Raw genomic sequence first — 25,166 nt, forward strand, 5'->3', positions numbered from 1 at the left:
TTGGCGACATACAGTCGCCCGCGCACGGATGCCGGACCGTAGCTATGCCAGATCCGTGGCGGAGGTTGAAACCCTTTTAGCGCCCTACCGCAAATAGATGAGCCCACGTCTCCAATCGACAGAATGAAAAACATTATCGCCGGATGCTACTTTGAGGGACGGCAACCCGGTTTTGCGGCCCTAGAAGCCAGTTGGGCTTTGGGGGTTAGACATGAGCAAGACGACTCTCATTGCTATCGCTATCCTCGCGATCGGCGTCCATTGTGCCGAAGCCAAGGACCGTAAGGTCGCACCGGTTTGCACCGCGTCAAGCCGGCCCTTCGAGGTCCTGGCTGGCAAGTGTTTTCTCGTCAAAGGTTCGATGATCTATGGCGACATCGCCGATCTGTCCCAGATAATCACTTAGGGTGGTAGTCATGGGCGACAGCGCTCGGAAAATTAGCAAAAGCTTGAATTCCCTTTAAACGAGGAGCATCGTTAGGTCAGGGAGGGCCACCCGCGCGCAACAGGTGATTTTTGAAGGGGTACATCATGGAATCTGTTTGCTTCGATCCCAGTGCGATGATCTGCATTCCATCAGTTTTCCTTGCCGTCACGTTCGCCTTTCTCGCTATGACGCCGTTTGCGGCTGCGCGGCTGCTCGTTTTGAGGATGCGCGCACGCTCGGGACGATCCGGCGAAAGCTCCGTCGGCGAAGTCTTATCAGCCGGAAGGCTCCAGCCCGCTTAAGAGGGGGCCGCGGACAAACTCAATATCGGCGCCGAACCGGCCGGCAAGGTGGCGAAAGCGCAAGAGCCAAGGTCGCGGACGGCATCTGATCGACCAGGCGGTTGTTTGGGCTCGATCGTGGTCGCCGTGGCGATCTCACTTACCCCCATGGCTTTGAAGGCTGGGTGGCGCGGCTGATCAATGAGCGAATGTTAGCAACTTCTTGTATTAAAAGCTCGGCAAGATCATAATAGCGGCGCGCGTACGAGGGGCTTTGAGGGAGGTTCCGATGCGACCGATCCTATTGATCGCCGCCGCTGTTGTCGCGTTCTCTATCTGGGACGACTTGGCAAACAAGAGCGCCTATCGGATTGCGTTGATGAAGACGGTTGACCAGGTCGAGAACTTCCAAGGCCCTGTTCGCGTCACCTGGAATTAGTGTTGCAAACCGCCGAATGCCGCGGCTGCGACCTGCGCAGGTCGCGAGTAAAGTGTCAGCGAGCCGGGACGCTCCCCGCATAAGAAGGGCTGGCGCAAGATTGCGCGCCTTATCCTATTCGCCGGCCGCGCCGGCGTGGCGCATCATGCGCAGGAAGCTCATGGAGATGTGGGCCCGCCTTATGTGCCCGATCGATTCCCAGTCGCCGATCTCGGCCGCGGCCAGGACCTCCTCCATTTCGCGGCGGAACGCGGTGAACTCCTCCACGAGCCCCAGCTGCGGCATCATCTTGAGGACGACGCGCGCCACCTGGAAATACAGCCTCTCGCTGATCTCGCGCAGCGGCTGGTTCCCGGTCATGCCCGACAGTTCGGTGAAGAAATCCATGTTAAGCTGCAGGAAGGCGCGCTGATCCGGATTGAGCATGTCGGAATCGCAGCGGGCAATGAGCGCCCGGATCCGATCGAGATCCGCCGCGGTGCGCGGAATCGGCGAGAGCTTGCCGACCAGAAGCGCCAGTTCCAGGCGCAGATGATAGACCTGCTGCAATTCCTCGATGTCGACGTCGGTGACGAGGGTGCCGACGCCGTGGACGGATTGAACCAGGCCTTCCGACTCGAGGCGCGCAAGCACGCGCCGGACCGGCGTGCGGCTGATCTCGAATTCCTGGGCGAGTTCCTCCTCGGAGAGCCGGCTTCCCGGCGGATAGTCGAGCAGGCAAATGCGGTCGCGCAGGATCAGGTAGATGCGTTCGAACCGTTCTCGCGCCGAAAGCGGACGCGGGGGCGACGCGGCCATGGTCGCGGGCGAGGCATCCGTGTCAAACGTCATCCAGCCTCCAGGACGGCGTGCAGGAACTGCCGCGTCCGCTCATTCTTGGGTGCGCCGAAAAGCTCGCTCGGCGGCCCCTGCTCGCAGATCTTGCCCTGGTAGAAGAAGCAGACGCGATCGGAGAACTCCTTGGCGAAGCCCATCTGGTGGGTGACCATGAGCATCGTCAGATCATGCTCGCGGCCGATCTGCCTTATCACCTGCAACACTTCGCCGACAAGTTCCGGGTCGAGCGCCGACGTCACCTCGTCGAACAGCATGATCTTGGGCCGCATCGCCAGCGCCCTGGCGATGGCGACGCGCTGCTGCTGGCCGCCGGAGAGCTGGGAGGGATAGTGATCCTTCTTCTGCGACAGCCCGACCATGTCGAGAAGCTCGGCCGCGCGCGCCTCGGCATCCGCGCGCTTCATGCCGAGCACGGTGATCGGCGCCTCGATGCAGTTGGCCATGGCGGTCATGTGCGGGAACAGGTTGAAGGACTGGAACACCATGCCGATCTTCGCCCGGATGCGCCGGATGTGCGCGAGGTTGGCGGGCACCAGTTTTCCGTTCTGCTGCATATGCGTCAGCGGCTCGCCTTCGACCCAGATGACGCCGTCATTGATGGTTTCCAGCGTCATCAGCATGCGCAGGACAGTGGTCTTGCCGGAGCCGGACGGACCGATGACGGACACCTTCTCGCCGCGCGCAATGTCGAGATTCAGGCCGTCGAGAACCGTCAGCGCGCCGTAGCGTTTGGAAACGTTGTCGAAGCGGACCATCGGTTGCTCGGTCATCGTACGGTCCTTCTGTTGAGCAGGCGTTCGAGGGCACGGATGAGCGCGGCCGATACGAGGCTCATCGCCAGAAAGAACAGGCCGACCAGCGTGATCGGCTCGGTGTAGCGGAATGTCTCGGAGCCGATGATCTTGGCGGTCTGCATGAGTTCCAACACCGCGATCGCCGAAAGCAGCGGCGTTTCCTTGAACAGCGCGACGAGATAGTTGCCGAGCGCCGGCACGATCGGTGGGATCGCCTGCGGGATGATGATGTCGCGAAAGGTCGTCCAGGATGAGAGATTGAGCGCGATCGAAGCTTCCCACTGGCCGCGATGGATGTTGTCGAAGCCCGCGCGATAGACCTCCGAGCAGTAGGCGGCGTAGTGGATGCCGATGGCGATGACGCCGGCGGTGAACGCGTCGAGCACGAGGCCGAATTTCGGAAAGACGAAATAGATGAAGAAGATCTGTATGAGCAGCGGCGTCGAGCGGATCAATTCGACCAGCACGGAGATCGTCCAAGCCGTCCACGGCACGGCGATGCGGATCACGGCCAGGACCAGGCCAAGCGTCGCCGCTATGACGAAGCCGAGAAGCGTCGCCTCGATCGACACGACGGCCGCCTGCGCCAGCACCGGCAGGATCTGGAAGGTAAAATTCCAATCCCAGATCATGCCGCCCTCCCCCGCGCCAGGCCGAGCGAGGCCCGCCTTTCGAGGAGCCGCATCCCGATGGAAATGACCAGCGACATGGCGAGGTACATCAAAAGCACGAGCGTGAAGATCGGAATGGTCTTGAACGTGTTCTGGTTCATCTGCTGCGCCTTGAAGGCAAGATCGGTGAGCGTGATCAGCGAGACCAGCGCGGTCGATTTCAAAAGCTCGATGAACAGATTGCCCCAGGGCGGGATCATGGCGATGAAAGCCTGCGGCAGGATGATCCGGCGCAGCATCTGCGACCGGCTCATATTGAGCGCGGCTCCGGCTTCCCACTGGCCGCGCGGCACCGATTGGATGGCGCCGCGCACGCATTCGGAACCATACGCGCCGACATTCAAGCCGAGCGCCAGCACGGCGACCAGAAATGCGTCGAGCGTCACGCCGAACTGCGGCAGCACGAAAAACAGCCAGAACAGCTGCACCAAAGCCGAGGTGCCGCGGAAGATCTCGACATAGACCGTCGCCAGCCATCTGAGCGGCGCCGGGCCATACATGCGCGCAAGCGCGGCAAGCACGCCCATGACGACCGCGAGCAGGCTGCCGAGCACGGCTATCTCGATGGTCAGTTGCGCGCCCTGCAGCAGCCCCGGCAGGAACAGCCTGTAAGAGGCTTGCGTCGCCAGCACGCCGATCACGGCGAGCGCGACAACCAGCATGGCGACGAGTGTGCGAATTCCCATCTGCGCTCCTAGAGCGTTTCACCGTTTCACGGAAACGCCGAACCGCTCTAACTGTTTGTTTTCACGCAATTCCGGACGGAAAGCCGCTCACACACTTTTCCTGGAATTGCTTTAGAGCAGTTCATCGTTTTCGCGGAAACGCCGAACCGCTCCAACTGTTTGTTTTCACGCAATTCCGGACGGAAAACCGTCACACACTTTTCCTGGAATTGCTCCTGAAAAAAGAGGCGGCGCTTTCGCGCCGCCAGCAGTTGGGAACCTTACTCGCCCTTGCAGAGCTGCGCCGTGGTCTTGTTCGGCAGATAGTCCTTGCCGAAGCCGAGCGGCTCGACCAGGGCGATGTGCTCGGGCGACCCGATGAACTTCTTCAGCTCGGCGTTGAACGCTTCCTGCAGATCGGTGTCTTCCTTGCGGAAGCCGAAGCCGCCATGGCCCTTCACCGACTTGCCGGCGACTTCGCCGAACGGCTTGGTCGATTCGACGCCGTCGGCCTTCTTGGCCATCTCGGCGATCGACAGCGCGGTGAGAGCGGCCGCATCGGCGCGGCCAGACTGGACGGCCGCGACCAGGCTGGACTGGTCAGGCAAGGTGACGAGCTGCCCGGCGGCCACGCCCGCGTCCTTGGCGAAGCCGCCTTCGACGGCGCCGGCCATCACGGCGAGCTTGAGATCCGCATTGTCCTTGAAGCTGGAAAAGTCCTTCACGCCCTTGGGATTGCCCTTCGTTACCAACATGGCCTCGCCGATGCCGTAGGACGGCTCCGAGAAATTGATCTCGGCGCAGCGCTTCGGCGTGATGAACATGCCGGCGGCGATGATGTCGAAACGGCCGGCCTTGAGGCCCGGAATGAGCGAGCCGAACTCGGTCAGCACGCCGTCCACCTGCGAGATGCCCATCTTGGCGAGCACCGCCTTGGCGACCTCGGGCGCTTCGCCGGTCAGCTTGCCGTCGGGCGTCGCGAAACCGAATGGCGCCTCGTTGGCGAAGCCGACGCGGATGTAGCCGTCCTTCTTGGCGCGCTCGAGGGTCGTCTCGGCCTTGGCCGGCAGTGACGTGAATGCGGTCGCGGCGAGCGCAAGGCAAGCAGCGGCCTTCACAACCGCGCGGCGGGATATCTGTGACATGAACATGCGTTCCCCTTTGCTTTCAATGATTGTTTGGCTCGAAACGACGTTTCTCCACCACCGCCTCAAGCACAGAAGACGTATACAACTGATCTGGACATATCGCAAGATGCGCTGTACGAATCTCGATAAATAGCCGTTTACTTCCCGGTATACGGCTGAAACATTCAACAGTTGTGCACAATTAAGGCAATTTTCCCGGGATCGCGGCGCAAGCCGTGTCCCGCGCGAGATCGGGAGGAAAGACGGTTTTGAGCGGGTCGGGCGGGTTCACCAAGGTGGAGTACGAGCGGCGCCTGGCCGACGTGAAGCGGCGCATGGACGAGGCCGGCTTCGATCTCATCATCTGCCAGGATCCCGCCAACATGTGCTGGCTGACCGGCTATGACGGCTGGTCCTTCTACGTGCCGCAATGCGTGCTGGTCCATCTGGAGGAAGACCGCCCGATCTGGTTCGGCAGGGCGCAGGACGCCAAGAGCGCCCGCATGACCACCGGCCTGCCCGAACGAAACATCGTGCCGTTCTCGGAGCGGCTGGTGCAGCATCCCGCCGAGCATCCCTATGACGAGCTTGCCGGGCTGATCAGGGCGCGCGGCTGGGACCGGGCGCGGATCGGCGTCGAGATGGATGCGCACTACTACACGGCGCGCTGCCATGCCCATCTCGTCGGCGGCCTGCCGGAGGCGCGCTTCGCCAACAATCGCGACCTCGTCAACTGGGCGCGACTGGTAAAATCGGATGCCGAACTGGCGCTAATCCGCGAGGCGGGCGCGATCTGCAGCAATGCCATGAACCGCGCCATCGAAAAGATGCGCCCCGGCGTGCCGCAGAACCATGTTATCGCCGAGATCTATCACGCGCAGATCATGGGCGTGGCCGGCGCCGGCGGCGACTATGCCGCCATCTGTCCGCTGATGCCGGTCGGCGAAGGCACCAGCACGCCGCATCTGACCTGGTCGGACGCGCCGCTCCCCGACAGCGGGCTTGCCATCGTCGAGATCGCCGGCGCCAGGCGGCGCTACCATGCGGCGCTGACCCGGACGGTGCATTTCGGCAAGCCGCCGGCCGCGCTCTCCGATATGGCCAAGGTGATCGTCGAGGGCGTCGACGCCGGCCTCGCAATGGCGCGGCCCGGCAACACCGCGGAACAGGTCGAAGCCGCCTGGCAGGCGGTGCTGCGCCGGAACGGGCTCAAGAAGGAAAGCCGGGTCGGCTATCCGGTCGGCCTCGCCTACCCACCGGACTGGGGCGAGCGCACCGTGAGCCTGAGGCCCGGCGACAAGACTGAGCTTCAGCCCGGCATGTGCTTCCACTTCATGGCCGGGGTCTGGCTCGACGATTTCGGCGTCGCCATTTCGGAGTCCTTCGTCGTCGCCGAAGCCGGCGGCGAGCGGCTCTGCGACGTGACGCGCGATCTCATCGTCATCGACTGACCGCTGAAGCTCCACAACAGGCAATTCGAGGATACACAATGGACCGCAATCCCTTTTCGGAAGCCGAGATCGCCGGCCGCCTGTTGAAGGTGCGCAAGGCGCTGGCCGAGCGCGGGCTCGATGCCGCCGTCTTCGCCTCGCCGGAAAACATCTTCTATCTCACCGGCCTCGACCATTGGGGCTATTTCGCGCCGCATCTTCTCATCGTCCCGCTCGACCGGCAGCCGGTCCTAGTCACCCGGTCGATGGAGAAGGTGACGATCGAGAACCAGGTGAAGGCGGCGGAGTTCCGCGGCCATTCCGACAGCGAGACGGCCGCGGATCTCGCCGCGCGCGTCCTTTCCGAACTCGGCCTGACGGGCAAGCGCATCGGGCTCGAACACTGGACCTCGGGCCTCAGCCATGGCCTCGCCCTCAAGCTCGAGGCGCAGGCCGACGCCAAGTGGAGCGACGTCTCCGGGCTGGTCGACAGGATGCGGCGGGTGAAGAGCGCCGAGGAACAGGCGCTGATGCGCCGCGCCGCCAAGGTCACCGATGCGGCGGCGCAAGCTGCGATCGCGGCGATCAGCGACGGCGCCGCCGAGCAGGAGGTCGCCGCCCAATGCGTGGCGGCGATGGCGCGCGCCGGCGGCCATGCGCCCGGCTTCGGCCCATTCATCCGCCCCGCCGCCCGGCTCGGCGAGGAACACACGACTTGGGGCGACGGCGTCTATCGCCGCGGCGAGCCGGTCTTCGTCGAACTGTCCGGCTGCGTCTCGCGCTATCACGCGCCGCTCGGCCGGCTGATCCGGATCGGCACCATCAAGGACGAGGACGCCGCCATGGCCGAGGTGACGGCCAAGGCGTTCAACGCCGTCGTCAAGGCGCTCAGGCCCGGCGCCAGGGCGCGCGAGGTCTACGCCGCCTGGCAAAGCGTCGCCGACGAGGCAGGCCTGTCGCACTATCGCCGGCATCATTGCGGCTATCTCGTCGGCATCGGCCAGCCGCCGTCCTGGACCGGCGGCAATTCGGTGACGGGCTTGCGGCACGATTCCGATCTCGAGATCGAGACCGGCATGAGCTTCCACATCCTGTCCTGGCTGATGGGCACCGGCCGCGGCGACGACTTCATCTCCAACACCGTGCTTCTGACCGAGACTGGCGCCGAGGTGCTGACGCGCACGCCGACCGGCCCGATCGTCCGCTAGACCATGACCATGCGCTACTCGGCGTTTTCGATTTTCCGCAACGGCCTGTCCGGCCAGAAGAACTGGCAGCGCGCCTGGCGCGCCGCCGAGCCGAAACCAACCTATGACGTGATCATCGTCGGCGGCGGCGGGCACGGGCTTTCCACCGCATTCTACCTGGCCGAGAACCACGGCATCCGCAATGTCGCGGTGCTGGAGAAAGGCTATATCGGCGGCGGCAATGTCGGCCGCAACACCACCGTCATCCGCTCCAACTACCTGCTCGACGGCAACACCCAGTTCTACGAATTTTCGGTCAAGCTGTGGGAAGGCCTGTCGCAGGCGCTGAACTTCAACGTGATGTTCTCGCAGCGCGGCCAGATCGTCACCGCCCATTCGGCCGATCAGCTCGACGCTTTCAGCCATCGCGCCAACATCATGCGGCTGAACGGCATCGACGCCGACATCCTCGACCGCGACGAGGTGCGGCGGCTCGTGCCCTATCTCGATTTTTCCGACACGGCACGGTTTCCGATCCACGGCGCGATCCTGCAGGGCCGCGCCGGCACCGCCCGCCACGACGCCGTCGCCTGGGGCTATGCGCGCGCCGCCGACGGCCATGGCGTCGACATCATCCAGAACTGCGAGGTGACCGGCTTTGTCCGCGACGGCGACAGGATCGTCGGCGTGGAGACGAGCAAGGGCCGCATCGGCGCCGGCAAGGTCGGCCTCGCGGTCGCCGGCCACACCTCGGTGCTCGGCCGCAAGGCCGGGCTGGAACTGCCGATCGAAAGCCACGTGCTGCAGGCCTTCGTCACCGAGCCGCTGAAGCCGCTGGTCGACCATGTCGTGGCCTATGGCGCCGATCATTTCTATGTCAGCCAATCCGACAAGGGCGGGCTGGTCTTCGGCGGCAATCTCGACGGCTACAATTCCTATGCCCAGCGCGGCAATCTCGGCGTCGTGCGCGAGGTGTCGGAAGCGGCAATCGCGCTGATGCCCTGCATCTCGCGCGTCCGGCTGCTGCGCCATTGGGGCGGCGTCATGGACATGACGCCCGACGCAAGCCCGATCATCTGCCCGACGCCGATCGACGGGCTCTATCTCAACGGCGGTTGGTGCTATGGCGGCTTCAAGGCGACGCCCGCCTCGGGCTGGTGCTTCGCGCACACCCTGGCGACCGGCACGCCGCATCCCTTGATCGCCGCCTATCGCCTTGACCGTTTCCGCACCGGCCGCACGCTCGACGAGGCCGGCGTCGGCCCTTCGGCCTGGCTGCAATAGAGAGCAAGAGAAAATGCTTCGCATCGAATGCCCGTGCTGCGGCCCGCGCGACCATGACGAGTTCCGCTATGGCGGCGACGCTTCGGTAGCGCGTCCGGCGCATGACGATCCCGATCCGGAAGCCTGGTACCGCTATGTCTATGTGCGGAACAATCCGGCCGGACCGCACCGCGAGTTCTGGCAGCACGTGTCCGGCTGCCGGCAGTGGCTGATCGTCGAGCGCGACACCAGAAATCACACCATCGCATCGGTCGGCTTTGCCCGGAAAATGACCAGGAAAGTGCCCGCATGAACAGAAATCGCCTCGCCACCGGCGGCCGCATCGACCGCGCGCGGCCGCTGGGCTTCGTCTTCGATGGCCGCGAACTCACCGGGTATCATGGCGACACATTCGCTTCCGCGCTACTCGCCAACGGCGTCGCGCTCACCGGCCGCAGCTTCAAATATCACCGGCCGCGCGGCATATTTTCGGCCGGCCCGGAAGAGCCGAACGCGCTGGTCACGCTCGGAACCGGCGGGCGGCGCGAGCCGAACCTGCCGGCGACGACGCTCGAACTGGCGGACGGCATGACCGCCGAAAGCCAGAATCGCTGGCCCTCGCTCGCCTTCGACATGCAGAGCATCAACGGGCTGTTTTCGCCCTTCCTTTCGGCCGGCTTCTACTACAAGACATTCATGGGGCCGACGCGGCGCGCCTGGATGTTCTATGAGCATTTCATCCGCAAGGCGGCGGGCCTGGGTCGCGCCGGCACCGAGCCGGATCCCGGCCGCTACGAGGCGCGGCATGCATTCGCCGACGTCGCCGTCGTCGGCGGCGGCCCCGCCGGCCTGTCGGCGGCGCGCGCCGCCGCGGCCGCCGGCGCAAGCGTCGCTCTCATCGAGCAGGACTTTTTGCTCGGCGGCCAGCTTTTGTCCGAACGCCCGGACGGAGAGGCCGCCGCCTGGCTGAGCGCGGTCGAGGCCGAACTGGCGGGCTTCGGCAATGTCGCCCTGATGCGCAGGACGATGGCGTTCGGGACCTTCGACGGCAACACGCTGGGGCTGATCGAGCGATGCGACGATCCGGCGGCGGAAAGCGCCGCGCGCCAGGTCTTCACCATGCTTCGCGCCCGTTCCATCGTCTTTGCCACCGGCGCCATCGAACGGCCGCTGGTCTTTTCCAACAACGACCGGCCGGGCGTCATGCTGGCGTCCGCCGCCCGGACGTATCTCAACCGTTTCGCAGTCCTGCCGGGCAAGAAGGTCCTCATCGCCACCACGAATGACGGCGCCTACCGCGCCGCCTTCGACCTCGCCGCCGCCGGCGCCGAGGTGATGGTCGCGGATCAGCGCGGCGCCCCGCCCGTTAGCCTGGCTGCGGATGCGAGCCGCCTGAACGTAGCGATCCGACCCGGCACCTTGATCACCGACCTGCGCGGCGGCCATGCGGTGAAAGCCGCGCGGCTGGCTGGGCCGGACGGCAAGCTGGAAGTTGCTTGCGATCTCGTCTGCCTGTCCGGCGGCTGGTCGCCGAGCGTGCATCTTAGCTCGCATCTCGGCGTCAAGCCGGTCTATCGCGGCGAGATCGACGGCTTCGTTCCGGGCGGCTTTCCGGCAGGCCAGTTCGGCGCCGGCGCGATGATGGGACGCTTCTCGACTGTCACCGCCATCGAGGACGGCCACCGCGCCGGCGCGGAAGCCGCATCGTCTTGCGGAAAATCAAAAGCCGTGCCGGCGCCGCTCAAGCTCGACCTCGGCGAGGCGGCATCCGGTCCGTTCCGCGCGATCCCGTCCGTCGGACGCGGCAAGGCCTTCGTCGACTTCCAGATGGACGTGACCACCAAGGACATCGAGCTCGCCCATCGCGAGGGTTATGAATCGGTCGAGCACCTGAAGCGCTACACCACGCTCGGCATGGGCACCGACCAGGGCAAGACCAGCAATTTCGCAGCGCTGTCGGCCATGGCGGCGCTGCGCCAGGCGACGATCCAACAAACCGGGACCACGACCTTTCGCCCGCCCTACGCGCCCGTCGCGATCGGCGCGCTCGCCGGCCGCGCCGTCGGCCACCATTTCAAGCCGATCCGCCGCACGCCGATGCATGACCGGCATTTGGCCGACGGCGCCGAAATGCTCGAGGTCGGGCTCTGGATGCGGCCCTATTTCTACCGCGGCGCCGGGCGCGACGTGAACGAAGCCTATGTCGCCGAGATGCGCATGGTGCGCGAAGCCGCCGGGCTGATGGATATCTCCACCCTCGGCAAGATCGACGTGCAAGGGCCGGACGCCGCCGCCTTCCTCGACCGTGTCTATGCCAACGGCTTCGCCAAGCTGCCGGTCGGCCGCGCCCGCTACGGCGTCATGCTGCGCGACGACGGCATCGTCTTCGACGACGGCACGACCACGCGGCTCTCGGAAACCCGGTTCTTCATGACCACCTCGACCGCCAAGGCGGCCGATGTGCAGTCGCGGCTGGAATTCCTGCTCGACACCGCATGGCCGGAGCTGCGTGTCGCCGTCACCTCGGTCAGCGACGAATGGGCGGCGGTGTCGGTCGCCGGCCCGAGGAGCCGCGATGTCCTTGCCGCGGCCTTCCCGGGGCTCGACGTCTCGAACGAGGCGCTGCCTCATATGGGCTTCATCGAGGCCGAGTTCGACGGATGCGCGCTGCGCATCATCCGCCTCAGCTATTCAGGCGAGCGCGCCTACGAGATCTATGTCGGCGCCAGCCGCGGCGAGCGGCTCTGGAGCCACCTGCTGGAAGTGGGCGCGCCGTTTGGGCTGAAACCCTACGGGGTCGAGGCGCTCGGCGCGCTGCGCGTCGAGAAGGGCCACGTCGCCGGGCCGGAGATCGATGGCCGCACCACGCTCGACGATCTCGGCCTTGGCCGCATGGTCGGCAAGCGCACCGGCTTCGTCGGCGAAGTCCTGCGACATCGCCCGGCATTTCTTTCGCCCGACCGCCAGCGACTGGTTGGATTGGAATGCATCGAGGAGGGCAAGCGACTGCGCGGCGGGGCGATATTGTTCATGCCGAATGATGCAGTGGCCGGTCATGGACGCGGCCGGATCACCTCCGTCACTTTCAGCCCCGAGCTCGGCCGCTATGTCGGACTGGCACTGCTCGCCGGCGATGTCGCGGCAGAGGGCAGCGAGGTCGTCGCCGCCTATCCGATGCGGGCCGAGATTGTTCGCGCCCGCATCGTGTCGCCCGTGTTCCTCGATCCCAAGGGAGAGCGACTGCATGGCTGAGGCTCTGTCGTTGAACAGTTTCAACTCGTTGAAGGATTTCAAGCTTTCGGCAGCCGATTGCCCGATCGTCCAGATCGAAGGCTGGGACGGGACGCTGGCACGATTCGAAGCAAGCGTCTCGAAAGCATTGGGGGTGCCCCTGCCCGCAGCGGTCGGCGAGACGGTCCGCCATGCCGATGTCCTGATCGTCCGCGTTGCTCCGCGCCGTTTCTGGCTGATTTTTGAAACCGGCATAAAGCCGACGCCCCCGACCATCGATCCCGAACTGGGCTGTTCGGTTTTGCTCGACGAAGGTCGGGTGCGCCTCAGGATGGATGGAGCGCGTCTCCAAGAAATTCTCTCGAAATGTGTCGCCGTCAACTGGTCGTCGCCGGCGGCCGCTCCCGGCCACGCCTGGCACGCGGCCTTTCACCACATACCGGTGCTTCTGTTGCGCACAGCCGAAACCGCCTGCGACCTTATCGTGCCGCGAAGTTTCATGCGCAGTCTGACGGACTGGATCGCCGACAGCGCGGCAGGGTGAGTTGCCGAGCACCTCTCCGGCCAAGACTTTCGAATTGTGTCGTGAAAGGTTGCAGCCCCTCTTCCGGTGACGGCGAAAGCCGCATCCGCCGGTTTTGTACGGCTTTCAGTCGTCGGATTAACGAATCGTAGACCGCGCTGTCCTATTCTGGGACAGCGCGGATCCACTACCCATCGGCCGCGCAGGCGGCTCCGACCTTCAGGCAACCCTACCCCTAGTCGGAGCCGCCACCTTCTACATACCAGCAATGGTTGAATCAACCCTTACCAAGCATCCTTACTGGTGCATTTTGCCGATCGTTAGATTTTGAAATATCGGCGACACTATTCGTGGCACCGGAGACATCGTCATCGATCTCGGTTGCACGCATTCTGCTATGATTTGCTTTCACCGTGTCCAATAGCATCCGCGAACCTTCCTAAAATGCCTCGCTAAACATATTAGCGATCAACAATATATTAACGGCTATGGCGCAACCTTCCCGCGCCGGGGATGAGAACCGCCCCCTGATCGACGATCCGGCACCGATGTGCCGAGACGTTCGACCGATGCGGAGCAAAACGCATGAGTGTCGAAACTGCGCTGGCGCAACTGTTGCGCATGCTTCACCGTCGAGCCTTGAATTTGGCAACCTTGCCGGACGACGAAAGAGACCCGCACTACGACCGCATCCGCCGCTCATGCTGCGGAGCAGCCGAACATATCGGCCAGAGCCCCGACAATGCAGCCATCACAGCCAACAGCATGGTCGAGTTTACACGCGCCATGGTCGGGATCATCGAGGCAAGGCACGAGTAGGACGGCGGGAGAAGAAGAGGCGATCGGCCGCCGAACGACCTGTCCGCAGTGCGGCGGCCGGATCTAGCCAGGCTGCCCAACAATTTCGCCTTCCGGTAAAGGGACGACCCCTGCCCGCCGGCTGGCCTCGCCACGATCTCATCCACGACATCACTACAGCAATTTCTCCCAAGACCTGGAGCCCGCAACGCTGCGACGATCGGGTCGGTAATGTTGCAGCGCCTTGTCGCTGCGCGCCTATCCATCGGAGAAAAGCATGACGAGCACAATTTTCCCGTTTCTCGCGGCTCTCGGATCTGAAGGTCCCCCGGCAGACCGAGCGAAAGACATGGACCTCTATGGATGGTTGATCGGAAGCTGGGAGATGGACACCGTCCACCACCTCGACGACGGCACAATCCGGAAATGGAATGGAGAATGCCATTTTGGCTGGGTGCTCGAAGGTCGAGCGATTCAGGACATCTGGATCAGGCCCAAGCGCCCGGCACCCTCCACCATGTACGGCACGACTTTGCGCATCTTCGATCCCGCGATCGGCGGCTGGCACATCATCTGGAGCGATCCCCTCAACCAGGATTACTCGCGCCAGATCGGGCGGGCCGAGGGCAAGGACATCGTCCAGATCGGCGACGACTCGCGCGGCCTGCAAACGCGATGGCGGTTCACGGAGATCACCCCCGACAGCTTCCATTGGATCGGCGAGGAAAGATCTGCCGAGAGCGATCCCTGGCGAGTGACGTATGAGCATTTCGCGCGGCGTACAAATTCCTGACTTGGCCGGTGGCGACATCCTTCGGGCCGGCGGCGTATTACCCGCAATTCATGGTTGCCATCGTCCTTGCTGGCCGACGGGACCGATAATGCCAAAATGACAAGGCGCGGCCGAGACCGCGCCCTTTCCGATCCATCAGCGCCGACGCCAGCCGTCAGCGAACGCCTGAAGCCTACTCCGCCGCCTCGTATCCCGCGATGCCCTTGATCTCCAGAAAATCCTCCAGTCCGTATTCGGCGTATTCGCGGCCGTTGCCGGATTGCTTGTAGCCGCCGAAGGGGAGGCCGGCGTCCCAGGTCGGGTAGTTGATATAGACGTTGCCGGAGCGCATGCGGGCCGCCGCCTGGCGCGCCTTCTCGATGTCCTTGGCCTGGATGTACGAGGCAAGGCCGAAGACGGTGTCGTTGGCCTGCTCGATCGCCTGCTCGACCGTGTCGTAAGGCATGATCGACAGCACCGGCCCAAAGATCTCTTCCTTGGCGATGCGCATGTCGTGCGTGACGTTGGCGAAAACCGTCGGGCGGACATAGTAGCCGCGGTTGAGCTCGGCCGGGCGGCCGGGGCCGCCGGTGACCAGGGTCGCGCCTTCCTCGATGCCGCTCTGGATCAAGCCTTGGATCTTGTCGAACTGCAGTTGGCTGACCACTGGACCCAGCTTTGTTCCCGGCGCATCGGCCGGGCCGACGGTGAATTTCTCCGCCGCCGTCTTGGCGTAGCCGGCCGCCTCGTCATGGCGCTCGCGCGGCACGAACATGCGGGTCGGCGCGTTGCAGGACTGGCCGCTGTTGCCGAAGCAGCCGGCGACGCCCTTGGCGACGGCCCGTTCGAGGTCGACATCGGGGAACAGGATGTTGGCCGACTTGCCGCCGAGTTCCTGATGCACGCGCTTGACCGTATCGGCGGCGGCCTTGGCGACCAGGATGCCGGCCCGCGTCGAGCCGGTGAAGGACATCATGTCGACGTCCGGGTGGCTGGCCAGGGCCTGGCCGACGGTCGGGCCATCGCCGTTGACGAGATTGAAGACGCCCTTCGGCACGCCGGCCTCATCGATGATCTCGGCGAAGATGATCGCGTCGAGCGGGGCGATCTCGGACGGTTTCAGAACCATGGTGCAGCCGGCGGCGAGAGCCGGGCCGACCTTGCAGGTGATCTGGTTGAGCGGCCAGTTCCACGGCGTGATCAGTCCGACGACGCCGATCGGCTCCTTGACGATCAGCGACGAGCCCTTCACGTGGCGGAACTGGAAAGTCTTCAGCACCTCCGCCATCTTCTCCAGATGCGCCTGGCCGACGCCCACCTGGCTGTCCAGCGCCATCTGGCGCGGCGCCCCCATCTCGCGCGAGACAGCGAGCGCAAGGTCCTTGCTGCGCTTCTTGTAGACGTCGATGACGCGGTTGAGGATGTCGAGGCGCTCACCGACTTCGGTGAAGCCGAAAGTGGCGAAAGCGCGCTTGGCGGCCGCGACCGCCTTGTCGACATCGGCTTTGGTGCCCAGCGAGATCTGCGCGAAGACGTCCTCGTTCGACGGATCGATGACGTCGAAATTGTTCGGCACCACAGGATCGACCCAGGCGCCGTCGATATAGAACTGCAGATTGTGTGACATGCTTCGCTCCCTGTGGGCCGGCGGGCTTCAATCGTGGCGAGGTGATCGTCGTATATCGTCGGAGACAACGATGCGGCGACCGCCCTGTCAAACGCAAGCGGAGGCGATTGAGCCAGTGCGCTGAATTCCCGATGCATACCGCCCAAAAATGCGCTGCGGTTTCGAGAAAACGACATGCATAAAAGACAGTCCTGACAATCCGATCGCGGATCCAATCGTTCGATTAAATCGATCATTATAACTCGAATTATTCGTTGGAAAGATTAGTTCTGGAATGGCATTTCCCCGGCGAGCACGCCCGGAGAATTCGATTGTCTTTCCTGCCCGCCACCGCGAACGATCTTCCAAATGGCTTGAATTCGGCCAATTCTGGAAGCTCCGCCCCTATCTATGCCGGCATCGTGCCGGGAATCGTGCTCGCGGCGATGATCACCAGCGTCGCCTATTCGGCGCGCAATCTCTCCGGCCTCGCGCTGTTCAGCCCGATGATCCTCGCCGTCGTCGCCGGCATGGTCTATTCCAACGTTATCGGCACGCCCGCCCATGCCAAGGCAGGCATCGCTTTCGCGCAGCGCCGGCTGCTGCGTTTCGCCATCGTGCTGCTGGGCTTCCAGCTCACGCTCGGCCAGGTGGCGGGCATCGGCCTCGGCGGCGTCGGCATCGTCGCCGCCACGCTCGGCGCGACCTTCTTGTTCACCGTCGCGCTCGGCCGGCTGATCGGCGTCGACGCCAAGCTGGCGCAACTGATCGCGGCCGGCACCTCGATCTGCGGCGCCTCGGCGATCGTCGCCACCAACATCGTCGCCGATGCGCGGGACGAGGATGTGACCTACGCCGTCGCCGCAATCACGCTGTTCGGCACCGTCGCCATGCTCGGCTTTCCGCTGCTGGCGCCCTTGTTCGGCCTCGACCAGCACGCATTCGGCCTGTGGGCCGGCGCCTCGATCCATGAGGTGGCGCAGGTGATCGGCGCCGGTTTCCAGAACGGAACGCAGGCCGGCGAAACGGCAACCGTCGCCAAGCTGACGCGCGTCGCCATGCTGGCGCCGATGGTGATCGCGCTCGGCCTGATGGCGCGCCGCGGCAGCACTGAGGTTTCCGCGAAGCCGCCGATGCCGTGGTTCGTCGTTGCCTTCGTCGCGGTCGTGGCGCTGAACAGCCTGGTAGCTATCCCCGCGCAGGTTCATTCGGCGATCGCCTTGGCCGCGCAAGTCCTGCTGACCATGGGGCTCGCCGCCATGGGCCTCCAGGCCGACATCTCGCAGTTGCGCTCGCGCGGCCTGCGCCCGCTGATGCTGGCCTTCTCGGCCTTCCTGTTCATCTCGGTGTTCAGCTTGACGCTGGTGAAGCTCGTCTAGTCACCAAAGGAGCTGGCGGCGACATAGATCGCGGCGAGCTTCTCGATGCCGGCCTGGTCGTCCTTGTCGAAGCGGCCGGGCAGCGGGCTGTCGAGGTCGAGCACCCCGAACACGCCGTCGGCGTCGCGCAGCAGCACAACCAGTTCCGAACGCGAGTCGGCATCGCAGGCGATGTGGCCGGGAAAATCGTGCACGTCCTTGATCAGCATCGACATGCCGAGATCGACCGCCGTGCCGCAGACGCCTTTGCCGACCTTGATGCGCACGCAGGCGGGCTTGCCCTGGAAGGGGCCGAGCACCAGCTCTTCGTCGGACTGTAGGAAATAGAAACCCGCCCAGTTGAGGCCGGGTACCATCTGATAGATCAGCGCCGAGGTGTTGGCCGCGTTGGCGATCGAGTCGGCCTCGCCTTCCAGCAGCGCTTTCAATTGCGTGGCCAGCTCGTCGTAGAAGGCCGGCTTGTTGCTCGTGTCGATAGCCGTTGCCGCGAACATCCTGGTCGTTTCTCCGTTGCAAGGGCGCTGACGCGCCCGCTACAGTCCCGCCCTCTCTGCCACCAAAGCCGCCGCCGGGGAACAGCTTATCGTGACTTCCAGCCATGCCAAGACCGCCCTGGCAAGAACGATCCGGATCGCCGCCGCCGTGATCCGGGACGACAACGGCAAGCTGCTTCTGGTGCGCAAGCGCGGCACCAACACCTTCATGCAGGCCGGCGGCAAGATCGAGCCGGGCGAGGCGCCTGCCGCCGCTCTTGCGCGCGAACTGCGGGAGGAATTGGGCATCGTCGTCGACCCGGCCGCGGCTTCGCATCTGGGCTCCTTCTCGGCGCCCGCCGCCAATGAGCCGGATGCCCGCGTCGAGGCCGAACTCTTCGAACTGGCGATCGCCGGCGAGCCGATCCCGGCGGCCGAGATCGAGGAGATGATCTGGCTGAGCCCGGAGCTCGCAAGCGGCATGGAGCTGGCGCCGCTTACCGCCGACATAGTGCTGCCGCGCTACGGCCGCCAGCCATGAGCCAGGCAAAGCCATCGCCAGGCGATGCTCCCCTCACCTTCGCCGTGCTGATCTTTCCCGGCTTTCCGATGATGGCGTTTTCCTCGGTCATCGAGCCGCTGCGCGCCGCCAACATTCTTGCCAAGCGCGACTGCTACCGCTGGGTGATCGTCGGCGCCGATGAAGGCACGGTCGAAGCTTCGAACGGCGTCGTCATCCAGCCCGGCTTCTCGGCCGCCGATGCGCCGAAGGTCGATCGCATCGTGGTGTGCTCCGGCGGCGATGCCGACCATGTCGTGGCCGACGAGGCGATGGGCTGGATCCGGAAGAGCCTGCGCGGCGGCGCGCATATCGGCGCGGTGGCGGATGCGGCGTTCTTCCTCGCCCGTGCGGGACTGCTCGACGGGCACGCCTGCACGTTGCACTGGACCAGCCAGGCCGCCTTCACCGAGGCTTTCCCGGATATCGATCTCAGGCGCGACCTCTTCGTCATCGACCGCAAGCGCTTCACCTCGGCCGGCGGCGTCGGCAGCCTCGATATGATGCTGGAGATCATCACGCGCGACTACGGCGCCGAGCTTGCGGCGGGCGTGGCGGAATGGTTCGTGCACTCGCCTTTGCGATCGAGTGTCGACCGCAAGCTGATGCCGCTCAGACTGCGCACCGGGGTGCAGAACGAGCTGGTGCTGTCGGCCATCGCCATCATGGAGGACGCGGTCGAGGAACGGCTTGGCATGGCGGAATTGGCGGAGCGTCTGGGCGTCTCGCCCGACAAGCTCGAGCGCAATTTCCGCGCCGAGCTGGGTATTTCGCCCAACGGCTATTACCGGCGGCTCAGGCTGAAACGCGCCGCCGATCTCTTGGCGCATTCGACGCTGATGGTGCGCGATGTGGCGCTGGCGTGTGGTTTTGCTTCGATGTCGAGCTTTGCAAGGGCGTTTCGCGAGGAGCATGGGCGCGCGCCCAAGGCGATGCGGCGGCATTAGGGTGAGGCGCTGACGCATCCACAACGCCGGCGCGAAGCACCCCCCTCTGTCCTGCCGGACATCTCCCCCTCAAGGGGGGAGATTAGCTGTTGCACCGCTTTCGGCAATCTCAGACGTTGCAGGTGTGCGCGGCGGCGCCAGAGCTGCTGATCTCCCCCCTTGAGGGGGAGATGGCCGGCAGGCCAGAGGGGGGTGCCTCGCGCCCAACGTCTCTCTAGGTCTGCACGCGCAACCTGCGGCATCCAGCACAACAATCGCGGAATACCGCACAAGCTCAACGTCCTGCCCGGCTATGTTCGCCAAGAACAGGAGGCCTCCATGAGCATCGTCGTTTTCGATCCGGACAGCACCGAGGATGTGGACTTCAAGGACCGCATGCGCCATCCGGCGGCGGCCGATCCCGCCGGCGGCATGTGGCTGTCCGACACCGAGCCGTCCTTCATCGACGCCGACGCGCTGCGCAAGGGGCGACTGGCCAGGCTGCGCGCCTGGATGCGCGAGGCGGGCTATGGCGGCGTCGTTTTGTTCGATCCCTACAACCAGCGCTACGCCACCGGCTCGCGCAACATGTTCGGCTATTTCCTGCGCAACTCGACCCGCTATTTCTTCGTGCCCACCGAAGGGCCGATCGTGCTGTTCGAATATCCGCAGAGCTACCATGTCTCGATGGTGCTCGACACGATCGACGAGGCGCGGCCGTCGAAGCTGGTCTGGTCGTCGGTCTCCGGACGCGACGACGAGACCGCCGGACCGTTCGCCGACGAGATCACCGAGCTATTGAAGAAGCATGGCGGCGGCTCGATGAAGCTCGGCCTCGACCGCTGCAGCCATCTGCAGGCGCTGGCGCTGGAAAAGCGCGGCTGCGAGGTGAAGGACTGCCAGGGCGAGATCCTGGCCGTGCGCGCGGTGAAGACGCCTGAGGAAGTGAAATGCCTGCAGGCTTCGATGGCTGGCGCTGAAGCCGCGGTGGCTGCGGTGCGCGAGGCGATCAAGCCTGGCGTCTCCGAGAACGAGCTGTTCGCCATCATGTATCACGAGGTGATCCGCCAAGGCGGCGAGTTCATCGAGACCCGGCTGCTCACTTCCGGGCAGCGCACCAACCCTTGGTTCAACGAAGCCAGCGGTCGCAAGATCCGGCCGGGCGAGCTGGTCGCGCTCGATACCGACACGATCGGCTGCTACGGCTACTATTCCGACTTCTCGCGCACCTTCCGCTGCGGCCCTGGCAAGCCGACGCCCTACCAGAAGTCGCTCTACCGCATGGCGCACGACCAGGTGCAGCACAACATTTCGATCGTGAAGCCCGGCATGGCTTTCCGCGAGATCGCCGAGAAGGCCTGGAAGATCCCGGACCGCTTCGTCGACCAGCGCTATACCTCGGTCATGCACGGCGTCGGCATGCATGGCGAGACGCCCTTCATCGCGCATTCTATGGATTACGAGACCTATGGCCGCGACGGCATCATCCAACCCGGCATGGTGGTCAGCGTCGAAAGCTATATCGGCGAGAAAGGCGGCCGTGAGGGCGTCAAGCTCGAGGACGAGATCCTGATCACCGAGACTGGTACCGAGCTGCTCTCACGGTTTCCTTATGAGGACGAGTTTTTGGAATGAGCAGTTTGAAGCTGGATGTTCATCCTGGTGAAGTGTCGCTAACCTCTTGGAATAGCTGCGGCGCTCATCGTTTTCGTCATCCTAGGGCGGAGCGAGGAGCGCAGCGACGCAGCGCAGACCCCAGGATCCATGCCGTGATATCAAGGCGACACAACGCTAACAGAATTCTGCTCCGCTGCACTCCTCGGCCGAGGTCACGGCATGGATCCCAGGGTCTCCGCGACGGAGCTTCGCTCCTGCTCCGCCCTGGGACGACGGCGGAAACGTTTCAGCCAATCCCCGCTACCTGCGAACCAGTCACATCTGCATGAAAACACCCATCTCCATTCGGCGCGGCACGGTGGCCGCGGTGTTCGTCGATCTCCAGGAAGAGCATCGCAAGGACAAACGCTATCTGGTCGAGGGTTTTGCCGAGCTCCTCGCCAACGTCCAGCGGCTGCAGCAGGCGGCGCGGCGCAATTTCGTGCCGCTCTACCACTGGGCCTATATCGTCGATCTCGCCGAAGCGCGGCCGTTCCATCCGGTGGACGACAGCGGCAAGTCGGTCTTCTCCGACAAGGACGACCCGCTGACGGCGATCTGCCATGAAGTGGCGCCGCAAGATGGCGAAGCAATGCTCATCAAGGCGCAGGCGAGCGTCTTCGGCAAGGGCGATTTCGCCATCAAGCTCCAGGCTGCCGGCATCGAATGGCTGATCATTGTCGGCGTGTGGACCGAAGCCTGCATCGACGCCACGGTCAAGGACGCCATAGCACTCGGCTTCCGCGTGCTCCTGGTCAAGGACGCCTGCGGCAGCGCTACCGCGGCCATGCACCAGACCGGCATCCTCAACCTTGCCAACCGGCTCTATGGCGGCGCCGTCACCAACACGCTCGACGTTTGCCGGCTGATGGCCGGCGACACGGTGAGCGTTTGGCAGGTCGAAGGTTCGGTGCCGCTGCGCTTCACCTTCGAGAACGCGGCGCAACTCTACGCCGAGCTCTGACGGCGATGGCCAGCAACCCAGCTGATCGGGGCAGCCGCGGCAAATATGCCGACCGGCTCGATCCGGAGTTCTGGGACTATATCGACCGGGTCAACAGCTGGTACCCGCCGGAGATCGTGGCCGCACCTATCGCCGAGCAGCGCGCGGTCTACAACCGGATGTGCGTGGCGTTTCACCAAGGGCGTCCCGAAGGCGTGACCACCATTGACGGCGGCGTCGCCACGGCTTCGCATGCCGTCCCGGTACGGCGTTACCGCATGGAGAAAGGGGCCACAGCGGCGATCGTCGTCTATTATCACGGCGGCGGCTTCGTGCTCGGCGATCTCGACAGCCATGACGACATCTGCGCCGAGATCTGCGCCGGCACCGGCTTCGAGGTGGTCTCGGCCGACTATCGCGTTGCGCCGGAGCATCTCCATCCGGCCTCCTTCGACGATGCATTTGCCGTGTTCGAATGGGTCGCCGCGACGAGCACGCCGCCGATCGTGCTCTGCGGCGAAAGCGCCGGCGGCAATCTCGCCGCCGCGGTGGCGCACGCAACGCGGCACCACCCTCGACACGCCATCGGCCAGGTGCTGATCTATCCAGGCCTCGGTGGCGACAAGACCGGCCGCTCCTATGTCGAGCACGCCGAAGCGCCGCTGCTGACGCTCGCCGATATCGACTTCTACCGCCGCGTCCGCTCGGCACCGGCACAGTCGGCGGACGATCCGACCTTCTCACCACTCAAGGATCGCGATTTCTGCGGCCTGCCGCCGACGGTCATCGTCACCGCCGAATGCGATCCGCTGTCGTCCGACGGCGAGACCTATCGCGACAAGATCCTCGCCGCCGGCGGGCAGGCCGTGTGGCGAGAGGAGCCGCGGCTGGTGCACTCCTTCCTGAGAGCGAGGCCGACGGTGCCGCGCGCGGCAAAGGCGTTCGCGAGGATCATTGACGACATCGCCAGACTGGGTGCCGGCGATCGAGTGCTAATCTCCCCCCTTGTGGGGGAGATGGCCGGCAGGCCAGAGGGGGGCGCGAAGGATCGCGACCTTTCGGAATTCTGATCATCTGAACAGTTTGGGAACGCCATTGTGATTGGCTGAGACGCTGGCGGGACAGCGCCCCCTCTGCCCTGCCGGGCATCTCCCCCACAAGGGGGGAGATCAGCTGTTTCCACGCCCTGCGGAACAGCGCACAAGAACTGCGGAAAATCAAACATTTCGCTGCGGAAAGCGGACCTATCATCGTCCGGCAGGCAATGGCGCTCCGGCGGCTGCATCCGTCCCACGACGCGACCGGACCGGAGCGCCCACAAGAGGGAACGACGATGAAATTCATGCTGACCGACAGAAAATTGCACCCGCAGGCCAGGCCGACCGCCGACGATTTCAGGAAAGGCGCGATCAGCCGGCGCGAATATCTTGCGCTGATGGCCGGCCTCGGCGTCAGCGCCGCCGGCGCGCTGGCGCTGGGAGGGCTTACCCCCTCGCCTGCCCGCGCCGACGAGCCGAAGAAGGGCGGCGTGCTGCGCGTCGCCATGAACGTCAAAGGCTTCAAGGACCCGCGCACCTTCGACGGCGTCGAGATGTCGAACGTCGCGCGCCACTGCAATGAATATCTGGTGCGCTGGAAAACCGACTTCACCTTCGAACCGTGGCTGCTCGAAAGCTGGGAGACCAGCGACGATGCCAAGATGATCACGCTGCATGTGCGCAAGGGCATTACCTGGTCGAACGGCGACACTTTCAACGCCGACGACGTGATCCACAATCTCAACCGCTGGTGCGATGCTTCGGTCGCCGGCAATTCGGTCGCGGCGCGGATGGGCGCGCTGGTCAACGCCAACACCAAGAAGCCGGTCGACGGCGGCATCCAGAAGGTCGACGACTACACCGTCAAGCTCAACCTGCCCAAGCCCGACATCTCGCTGATCGCCGGCATGGCCGACTATCCGGCGCTGATCATGCACCGCTCCTACGAGGGCGATGGCGACCCGAAGAAGGCTTTGGCCATCACCACCGGCCCCTGCGAGCTGGTGAGTTGGGATGCCGAGACGGGCGCCGAGGTGAAGCGCAAGGACAAGCCCTGGTGGAAGGGCGAGTTCTATCTCGACGGCATCAAATGGGTCGATTACGGCTCCGATCCCAATGCCATGCTGTCGGCTTTCGAATCCGGCGAGATCGACACCGATCACGAGACCGCTTCCGATGCGGTGTCGCAGACCGACCAGATGGGCTTGCAGAACTCCGAGATCGCCACCGGCTCGACGATCGTCGCGCGCTTCAATGTCGGCAACGCGCCCTATGACGACGTCAAGGTGCGCCGCGCCGCCCAGCTCGCCGTCGACAATGCGGCCGTGCTGAAGCTCGGGCTCGACGGCAGAGGCAAGCCTGCCGACAACCATCATGTCGGCCCGATGCATCCGGAATTCGCCGACATCGGCCCGGCCAAGCGCGATGTCGAGGCGGCGAAGAAGCTGCTCGCCGAAGCCGGCAAGGCCGACCACGAATATGAGCTGATCTCGGTGGACATCGAATGGCAAAAGAGCACCGCCGACGCGATCGCCGCCCAGATCCGCGAGGCCGGCCTCAAGATCAAGCGCACCGTGCTGCCGGCCGCGACCTTCTGGAACGACTGGAGCAAGTTCCCCTATTCCTGCACCGAATGGCTCGGCCGTCCCCTCGGCGTCCAGGTGCTGGCGCTCGCCTATAAATCGGGCGCGGCTTGGAACGAAAGCGCCTATTCCAACAAGGAGTTCGACGAGCTTCTCGACAAGGCGCTGGCAACGCCCGACGCCGCGGCGCGCAAGGAGATCATGGCCAAGATCGAGCAGAATTTGCGCGACTCCGGCGTCATCATCCAGCCCTACTGGCGTTCGGTCTACCGCACCTACCGCAAGGGCGTGCATGGCTGCGAACAGCACCAGGCGCTCGAGCAGCATTTCGAGACGGTCTGGCTGGAGTCCTGATCATCGCGTGGTCTGTCCGGGTGCTGCTTAGAGCAGGACCCAGACTGACGCGCGGCCTGCAACAGGCGGCGCGGCGAGACCAAGGACCTATCGGTCTGCAGGCAAAACTTGCCGTGGATGTGCCGATCACTTCGTCACGCCTGTGCCGGACGATTGTGCGGGCACACTATGCTGTTGTCATTGAGCGGACGACCGCCGCCCACAT

24 protein-coding genes are annotated in these 25,166 nt (G+C 64.5%); 17 read left to right on the plus strand and 7 right to left on the minus strand.

What is annotated here, in order from left to right:
• Positions 1-211 precede the first annotated feature (211 nt).
• Together QAZ47_RS22495 and QAZ47_RS22500 are read left to right on the plus strand one after the other, a co-directional pair.
• On the plus strand, positions 212-406 hold the full coding sequence (locus QAZ47_RS22495) for a hypothetical protein (RefSeq protein ID WP_278230768.1): 195 nt from the start codon (positions 212-214) through the stop codon (positions 404-406).
• Positions 407-997: 591 nt separating this feature from the next.
• Positions 998-1,147, plus strand: coding sequence for a hypothetical protein (locus QAZ47_RS22500; RefSeq protein WP_278230769.1), 150 nt, complete (start codon positions 998-1,000; stop codon positions 1,145-1,147).
• Between the two features lie 114 nt (positions 1,148-1,261).
• Here QAZ47_RS22500 and QAZ47_RS22505 read toward each other — a convergent pair whose 3' ends face one another.
• From QAZ47_RS22505 to ehuB, 5 genes are all read right to left on the minus strand, one after another.
• Positions 1,262-1,978, minus strand: coding sequence for a GntR family transcriptional regulator (locus tag QAZ47_RS22505; RefSeq protein WP_278230770.1), 717 nt, complete (start codon positions 1,976-1,978; stop codon positions 1,262-1,264).
• The gene (gene ehuA / locus QAZ47_RS22510) at positions 1,975-2,754 is read right to left on the minus strand and encodes an ectoine/hydroxyectoine ABC transporter ATP-binding protein EhuA (protein WP_278202940.1); all 780 of its coding nucleotides are present in this window, start codon (positions 2,752-2,754) and stop codon (positions 1,975-1,977) included. Before ehuA ends, QAZ47_RS22505 begins: the two co-directional genes overlap by 4 nt.
• Complete coding sequence (gene ehuD, locus QAZ47_RS22515; protein ID WP_278202941.1) at positions 2,751-3,410, minus strand: ectoine/hydroxyectoine ABC transporter permease subunit EhuD; 660 nt, start codon at positions 3,408-3,410, stop codon at positions 2,751-2,753. Before ehuD ends, ehuA begins: the two co-directional genes overlap by 4 nt.
• A complete protein-coding gene (gene ehuC, locus QAZ47_RS22520; RefSeq protein ID WP_278230771.1) occupies positions 3,407-4,135 on the minus strand; it encodes an ectoine/hydroxyectoine ABC transporter permease subunit EhuC in 729 nt (242 codons plus the stop codon). Before ehuC ends, ehuD begins: the two co-directional genes overlap by 4 nt.
• Positions 4,136-4,395: 260 nt before the next feature.
• Entirely contained in the window at positions 4,396-5,259 is an 864-nt protein-coding gene (ehuB, locus tag QAZ47_RS22525; RefSeq protein WP_278230772.1) for an ectoine/hydroxyectoine ABC transporter substrate-binding protein EhuB, read from the minus strand.
• 251 nt (positions 5,260-5,510) lie between these two features.
• Here ehuB and QAZ47_RS22530 point away from each other — a divergent pair, with 251 nt between their 5' ends.
• The 8 genes from QAZ47_RS22530 (at position 5,511) to QAZ47_RS22565 (ending at position 14,466) form a co-directional block, all read left to right on the plus strand.
• The gene (locus QAZ47_RS22530; protein WP_278230773.1) at positions 5,511-6,692 is read left to right on the plus strand and encodes a M24 family metallopeptidase; all 1,182 of its coding nucleotides are present in this window, start codon (positions 5,511-5,513) and stop codon (positions 6,690-6,692) included.
• Between the two features lie 38 nt (positions 6,693-6,730).
• Positions 6,731-7,879, plus strand: a complete 1,149-nt coding sequence (locus tag QAZ47_RS22535; protein ID WP_278230774.1) for a Xaa-Pro peptidase family protein — start codon at positions 6,731-6,733, stop codon at positions 7,877-7,879.
• A 9-nt stretch (positions 7,880-7,888) separates the two neighbouring features.
• Complete coding sequence (locus QAZ47_RS22540; protein WP_278233846.1) at positions 7,889-9,142, plus strand: sarcosine oxidase subunit beta family protein; 1,254 nt, start codon at positions 7,889-7,891, stop codon at positions 9,140-9,142.
• Between the two features lie 13 nt (positions 9,143-9,155).
• Positions 9,156-9,434, plus strand: a complete 279-nt coding sequence (locus QAZ47_RS22545) for a sarcosine oxidase subunit delta (RefSeq protein ID WP_278230775.1) — start codon at positions 9,156-9,158, stop codon at positions 9,432-9,434.
• A complete protein-coding gene (locus QAZ47_RS22550; RefSeq protein WP_278230776.1) occupies positions 9,431-12,373 on the plus strand; it encodes a sarcosine oxidase subunit alpha family protein in 2,943 nt (980 codons plus the stop codon). The genes QAZ47_RS22545 and QAZ47_RS22550 overlap by 4 nt, the downstream gene beginning before the upstream one ends.
• Positions 12,366-12,896 (plus strand): sarcosine oxidase subunit gamma family protein, encoded by a 531-nt coding sequence (locus QAZ47_RS22555; protein WP_278230777.1) that lies wholly within the window; start codon positions 12,366-12,368, stop codon positions 12,894-12,896. The genes QAZ47_RS22550 and QAZ47_RS22555 overlap by 8 nt, the downstream gene beginning before the upstream one ends.
• Positions 12,897-13,460: 564 nt before the next feature.
• Positions 13,461-13,694 carry a hypothetical protein gene (locus tag QAZ47_RS22560; protein WP_278202950.1) on the plus strand — a complete coding sequence of 78 codons (234 nt, stop codon included), beginning with the start codon at positions 13,461-13,463 and terminating at the stop codon, positions 13,692-13,694.
• A 223-nt stretch (positions 13,695-13,917) separates the two neighbouring features.
• Positions 13,918-14,466: a hypothetical protein gene (locus tag QAZ47_RS22565; protein WP_278230778.1), complete on the plus strand. Its 549-nt coding sequence runs from the start codon at positions 13,918-13,920 to the stop codon at positions 14,464-14,466.
• Between the two features lie 172 nt (positions 14,467-14,638).
• On the opposite strand, the gene QAZ47_RS22570 is transcribed toward QAZ47_RS22565, so the two are convergent.
• Positions 14,639-16,072: an aldehyde dehydrogenase family protein gene (locus tag QAZ47_RS22570; RefSeq protein ID WP_278230779.1), complete on the minus strand. Its 1,434-nt coding sequence runs from the start codon at positions 16,070-16,072 to the stop codon at positions 14,639-14,641.
• A gap of 425 nt (positions 16,073-16,497) precedes the next feature.
• On the opposite strand from QAZ47_RS22570, the gene QAZ47_RS22575 reads away from it, so the two are divergent.
• The gene (locus QAZ47_RS22575; protein WP_278233847.1) at positions 16,498-17,430 is read left to right on the plus strand and encodes a YeiH family protein; all 933 of its coding nucleotides are present in this window, start codon (positions 16,498-16,500) and stop codon (positions 17,428-17,430) included.
• Here QAZ47_RS22575 and QAZ47_RS22580 read toward each other — a convergent pair.
• Complete coding sequence (locus tag QAZ47_RS22580) at positions 17,427-17,924, minus strand: GAF domain-containing protein (RefSeq protein ID WP_278230780.1); 498 nt, start codon at positions 17,922-17,924, stop codon at positions 17,427-17,429. The genes QAZ47_RS22575 and QAZ47_RS22580 overlap by 4 nt on opposite strands.
• Positions 17,925-18,015: 91 nt before the next feature.
• Here QAZ47_RS22580 and QAZ47_RS22585 point away from each other — a divergent pair, with 91 nt between their 5' ends.
• From QAZ47_RS22585 to QAZ47_RS22610, 6 genes are all read left to right on the plus strand, one after another.
• Positions 18,016-18,444 (plus strand): NUDIX domain-containing protein, encoded by a 429-nt coding sequence (locus QAZ47_RS22585; protein ID WP_278230781.1) that lies wholly within the window; start codon positions 18,016-18,018, stop codon positions 18,442-18,444.
• Complete coding sequence (locus QAZ47_RS22590; RefSeq protein ID WP_278230782.1) at positions 18,441-19,409, plus strand: GlxA family transcriptional regulator; 969 nt, start codon at positions 18,441-18,443, stop codon at positions 19,407-19,409. Before QAZ47_RS22585 ends, QAZ47_RS22590 begins: the two co-directional genes overlap by 4 nt.
• Positions 19,410-19,727: 318 nt before the next feature.
• Positions 19,728-21,023 (plus strand): Xaa-Pro peptidase family protein, encoded by a 1,296-nt coding sequence (locus QAZ47_RS22595; RefSeq protein WP_278230783.1) that lies wholly within the window; start codon positions 19,728-19,730, stop codon positions 21,021-21,023.
• A 307-nt stretch (positions 21,024-21,330) separates the two neighbouring features.
• Positions 21,331-22,008, plus strand: a complete 678-nt coding sequence (locus QAZ47_RS22600; RefSeq protein WP_278230784.1) for an isochorismatase family protein — start codon at positions 21,331-21,333, stop codon at positions 22,006-22,008.
• A gap of 5 nt (positions 22,009-22,013) precedes the next feature.
• Positions 22,014-23,057, plus strand: a complete 1,044-nt coding sequence (locus tag QAZ47_RS22605) for an alpha/beta hydrolase (protein WP_278230785.1) — start codon at positions 22,014-22,016, stop codon at positions 23,055-23,057.
• 263 nt (positions 23,058-23,320) lie between these two features.
• Positions 23,321-24,961: an ABC transporter substrate-binding protein gene (locus QAZ47_RS22610; protein WP_278230787.1), complete on the plus strand. Its 1,641-nt coding sequence runs from the start codon at positions 23,321-23,323 to the stop codon at positions 24,959-24,961.
• Positions 24,962-25,166 lie beyond the last annotated feature (205 nt).

Origin of the sequence: Mesorhizobium sp. WSM4904 (assembly GCF_029674545.1) — a bacterium.
GTDB lineage: Bacteria > Pseudomonadota > Alphaproteobacteria > Rhizobiales > Rhizobiaceae > Mesorhizobium.

What these genes read in the sequence shown, in the direction of transcription:
- QAZ47_RS22495 (WP_278230768.1), top strand. Translation starts at nt 212, where the DNA reads ATGAGCAAGACGACTCTCATTGCTATCGCTATCCTCGCGATCGGCGTC.
- QAZ47_RS22500 (WP_278230769.1), top strand. Translation starts at nt 998, where the DNA reads ATGCGACCGATCCTATTGATCGCCGCCGCTGTTGTCGCGTTCTCTATC.
- QAZ47_RS22505 (WP_278230770.1), bottom strand. Translation starts at nt 1,978, where the DNA reads ATGACGTTTGACACGGATGCCTCGCCCGCGACCATGGCCGCGTCGCCC.
- ehuA (WP_278202940.1), bottom strand. Translation starts at nt 2,754, where the DNA reads ATGACCGAGCAACCGATGGTCCGCTTCGACAACGTTTCCAAACGCTAC.
- ehuD (WP_278202941.1), bottom strand. Translation starts at nt 3,410, where the DNA reads ATGATCTGGGATTGGAATTTTACCTTCCAGATCCTGCCGGTGCTGGCG.
- ehuC (WP_278230771.1), bottom strand. Translation starts at nt 4,135, where the DNA reads ATGGGAATTCGCACACTCGTCGCCATGCTGGTTGTCGCGCTCGCCGTG.
- ehuB (WP_278230772.1), bottom strand. Translation starts at nt 5,259, where the DNA reads ATGTCACAGATATCCCGCCGCGCGGTTGTGAAGGCCGCTGCTTGCCTT.
- QAZ47_RS22535 (WP_278230774.1), top strand. Translation starts at nt 6,731, where the DNA reads ATGGACCGCAATCCCTTTTCGGAAGCCGAGATCGCCGGCCGCCTGTTG.
- QAZ47_RS22540 (WP_278233846.1), top strand. Translation starts at nt 7,889, where the DNA reads ATGCGCTACTCGGCGTTTTCGATTTTCCGCAACGGCCTGTCCGGCCAG.
- QAZ47_RS22545 (WP_278230775.1), top strand. Translation starts at nt 9,156, where the DNA reads ATGCTTCGCATCGAATGCCCGTGCTGCGGCCCGCGCGACCATGACGAG.
- QAZ47_RS22550 (WP_278230776.1), top strand. Translation starts at nt 9,431, where the DNA reads ATGAACAGAAATCGCCTCGCCACCGGCGGCCGCATCGACCGCGCGCGG.
- QAZ47_RS22555 (WP_278230777.1), top strand. Translation starts at nt 12,366, where the DNA reads ATGGCTGAGGCTCTGTCGTTGAACAGTTTCAACTCGTTGAAGGATTTC.
- QAZ47_RS22560 (WP_278202950.1), top strand. Translation starts at nt 13,461, where the DNA reads ATGAGTGTCGAAACTGCGCTGGCGCAACTGTTGCGCATGCTTCACCGT.
- QAZ47_RS22570 (WP_278230779.1), bottom strand. Translation starts at nt 16,072, where the DNA reads ATGTCACACAATCTGCAGTTCTATATCGACGGCGCCTGGGTCGATCCT.
- QAZ47_RS22575 (WP_278233847.1), top strand. Translation starts at nt 16,498, where the DNA reads ATGATCACCAGCGTCGCCTATTCGGCGCGCAATCTCTCCGGCCTCGCG.
- QAZ47_RS22580 (WP_278230780.1), bottom strand. Translation starts at nt 17,924, where the DNA reads ATGTTCGCGGCAACGGCTATCGACACGAGCAACAAGCCGGCCTTCTAC.
- QAZ47_RS22590 (WP_278230782.1), top strand. Translation starts at nt 18,441, where the DNA reads ATGAGCCAGGCAAAGCCATCGCCAGGCGATGCTCCCCTCACCTTCGCC.
- QAZ47_RS22595 (WP_278230783.1), top strand. Translation starts at nt 19,728, where the DNA reads ATGAGCATCGTCGTTTTCGATCCGGACAGCACCGAGGATGTGGACTTC.
- QAZ47_RS22600 (WP_278230784.1), top strand. Translation starts at nt 21,331, where the DNA reads ATGAAAACACCCATCTCCATTCGGCGCGGCACGGTGGCCGCGGTGTTC.
- QAZ47_RS22605 (WP_278230785.1), top strand. Translation starts at nt 22,014, where the DNA reads ATGGCCAGCAACCCAGCTGATCGGGGCAGCCGCGGCAAATATGCCGAC.
- QAZ47_RS22610 (WP_278230787.1), top strand. Translation starts at nt 23,321, where the DNA reads ATGAAATTCATGCTGACCGACAGAAAATTGCACCCGCAGGCCAGGCCG.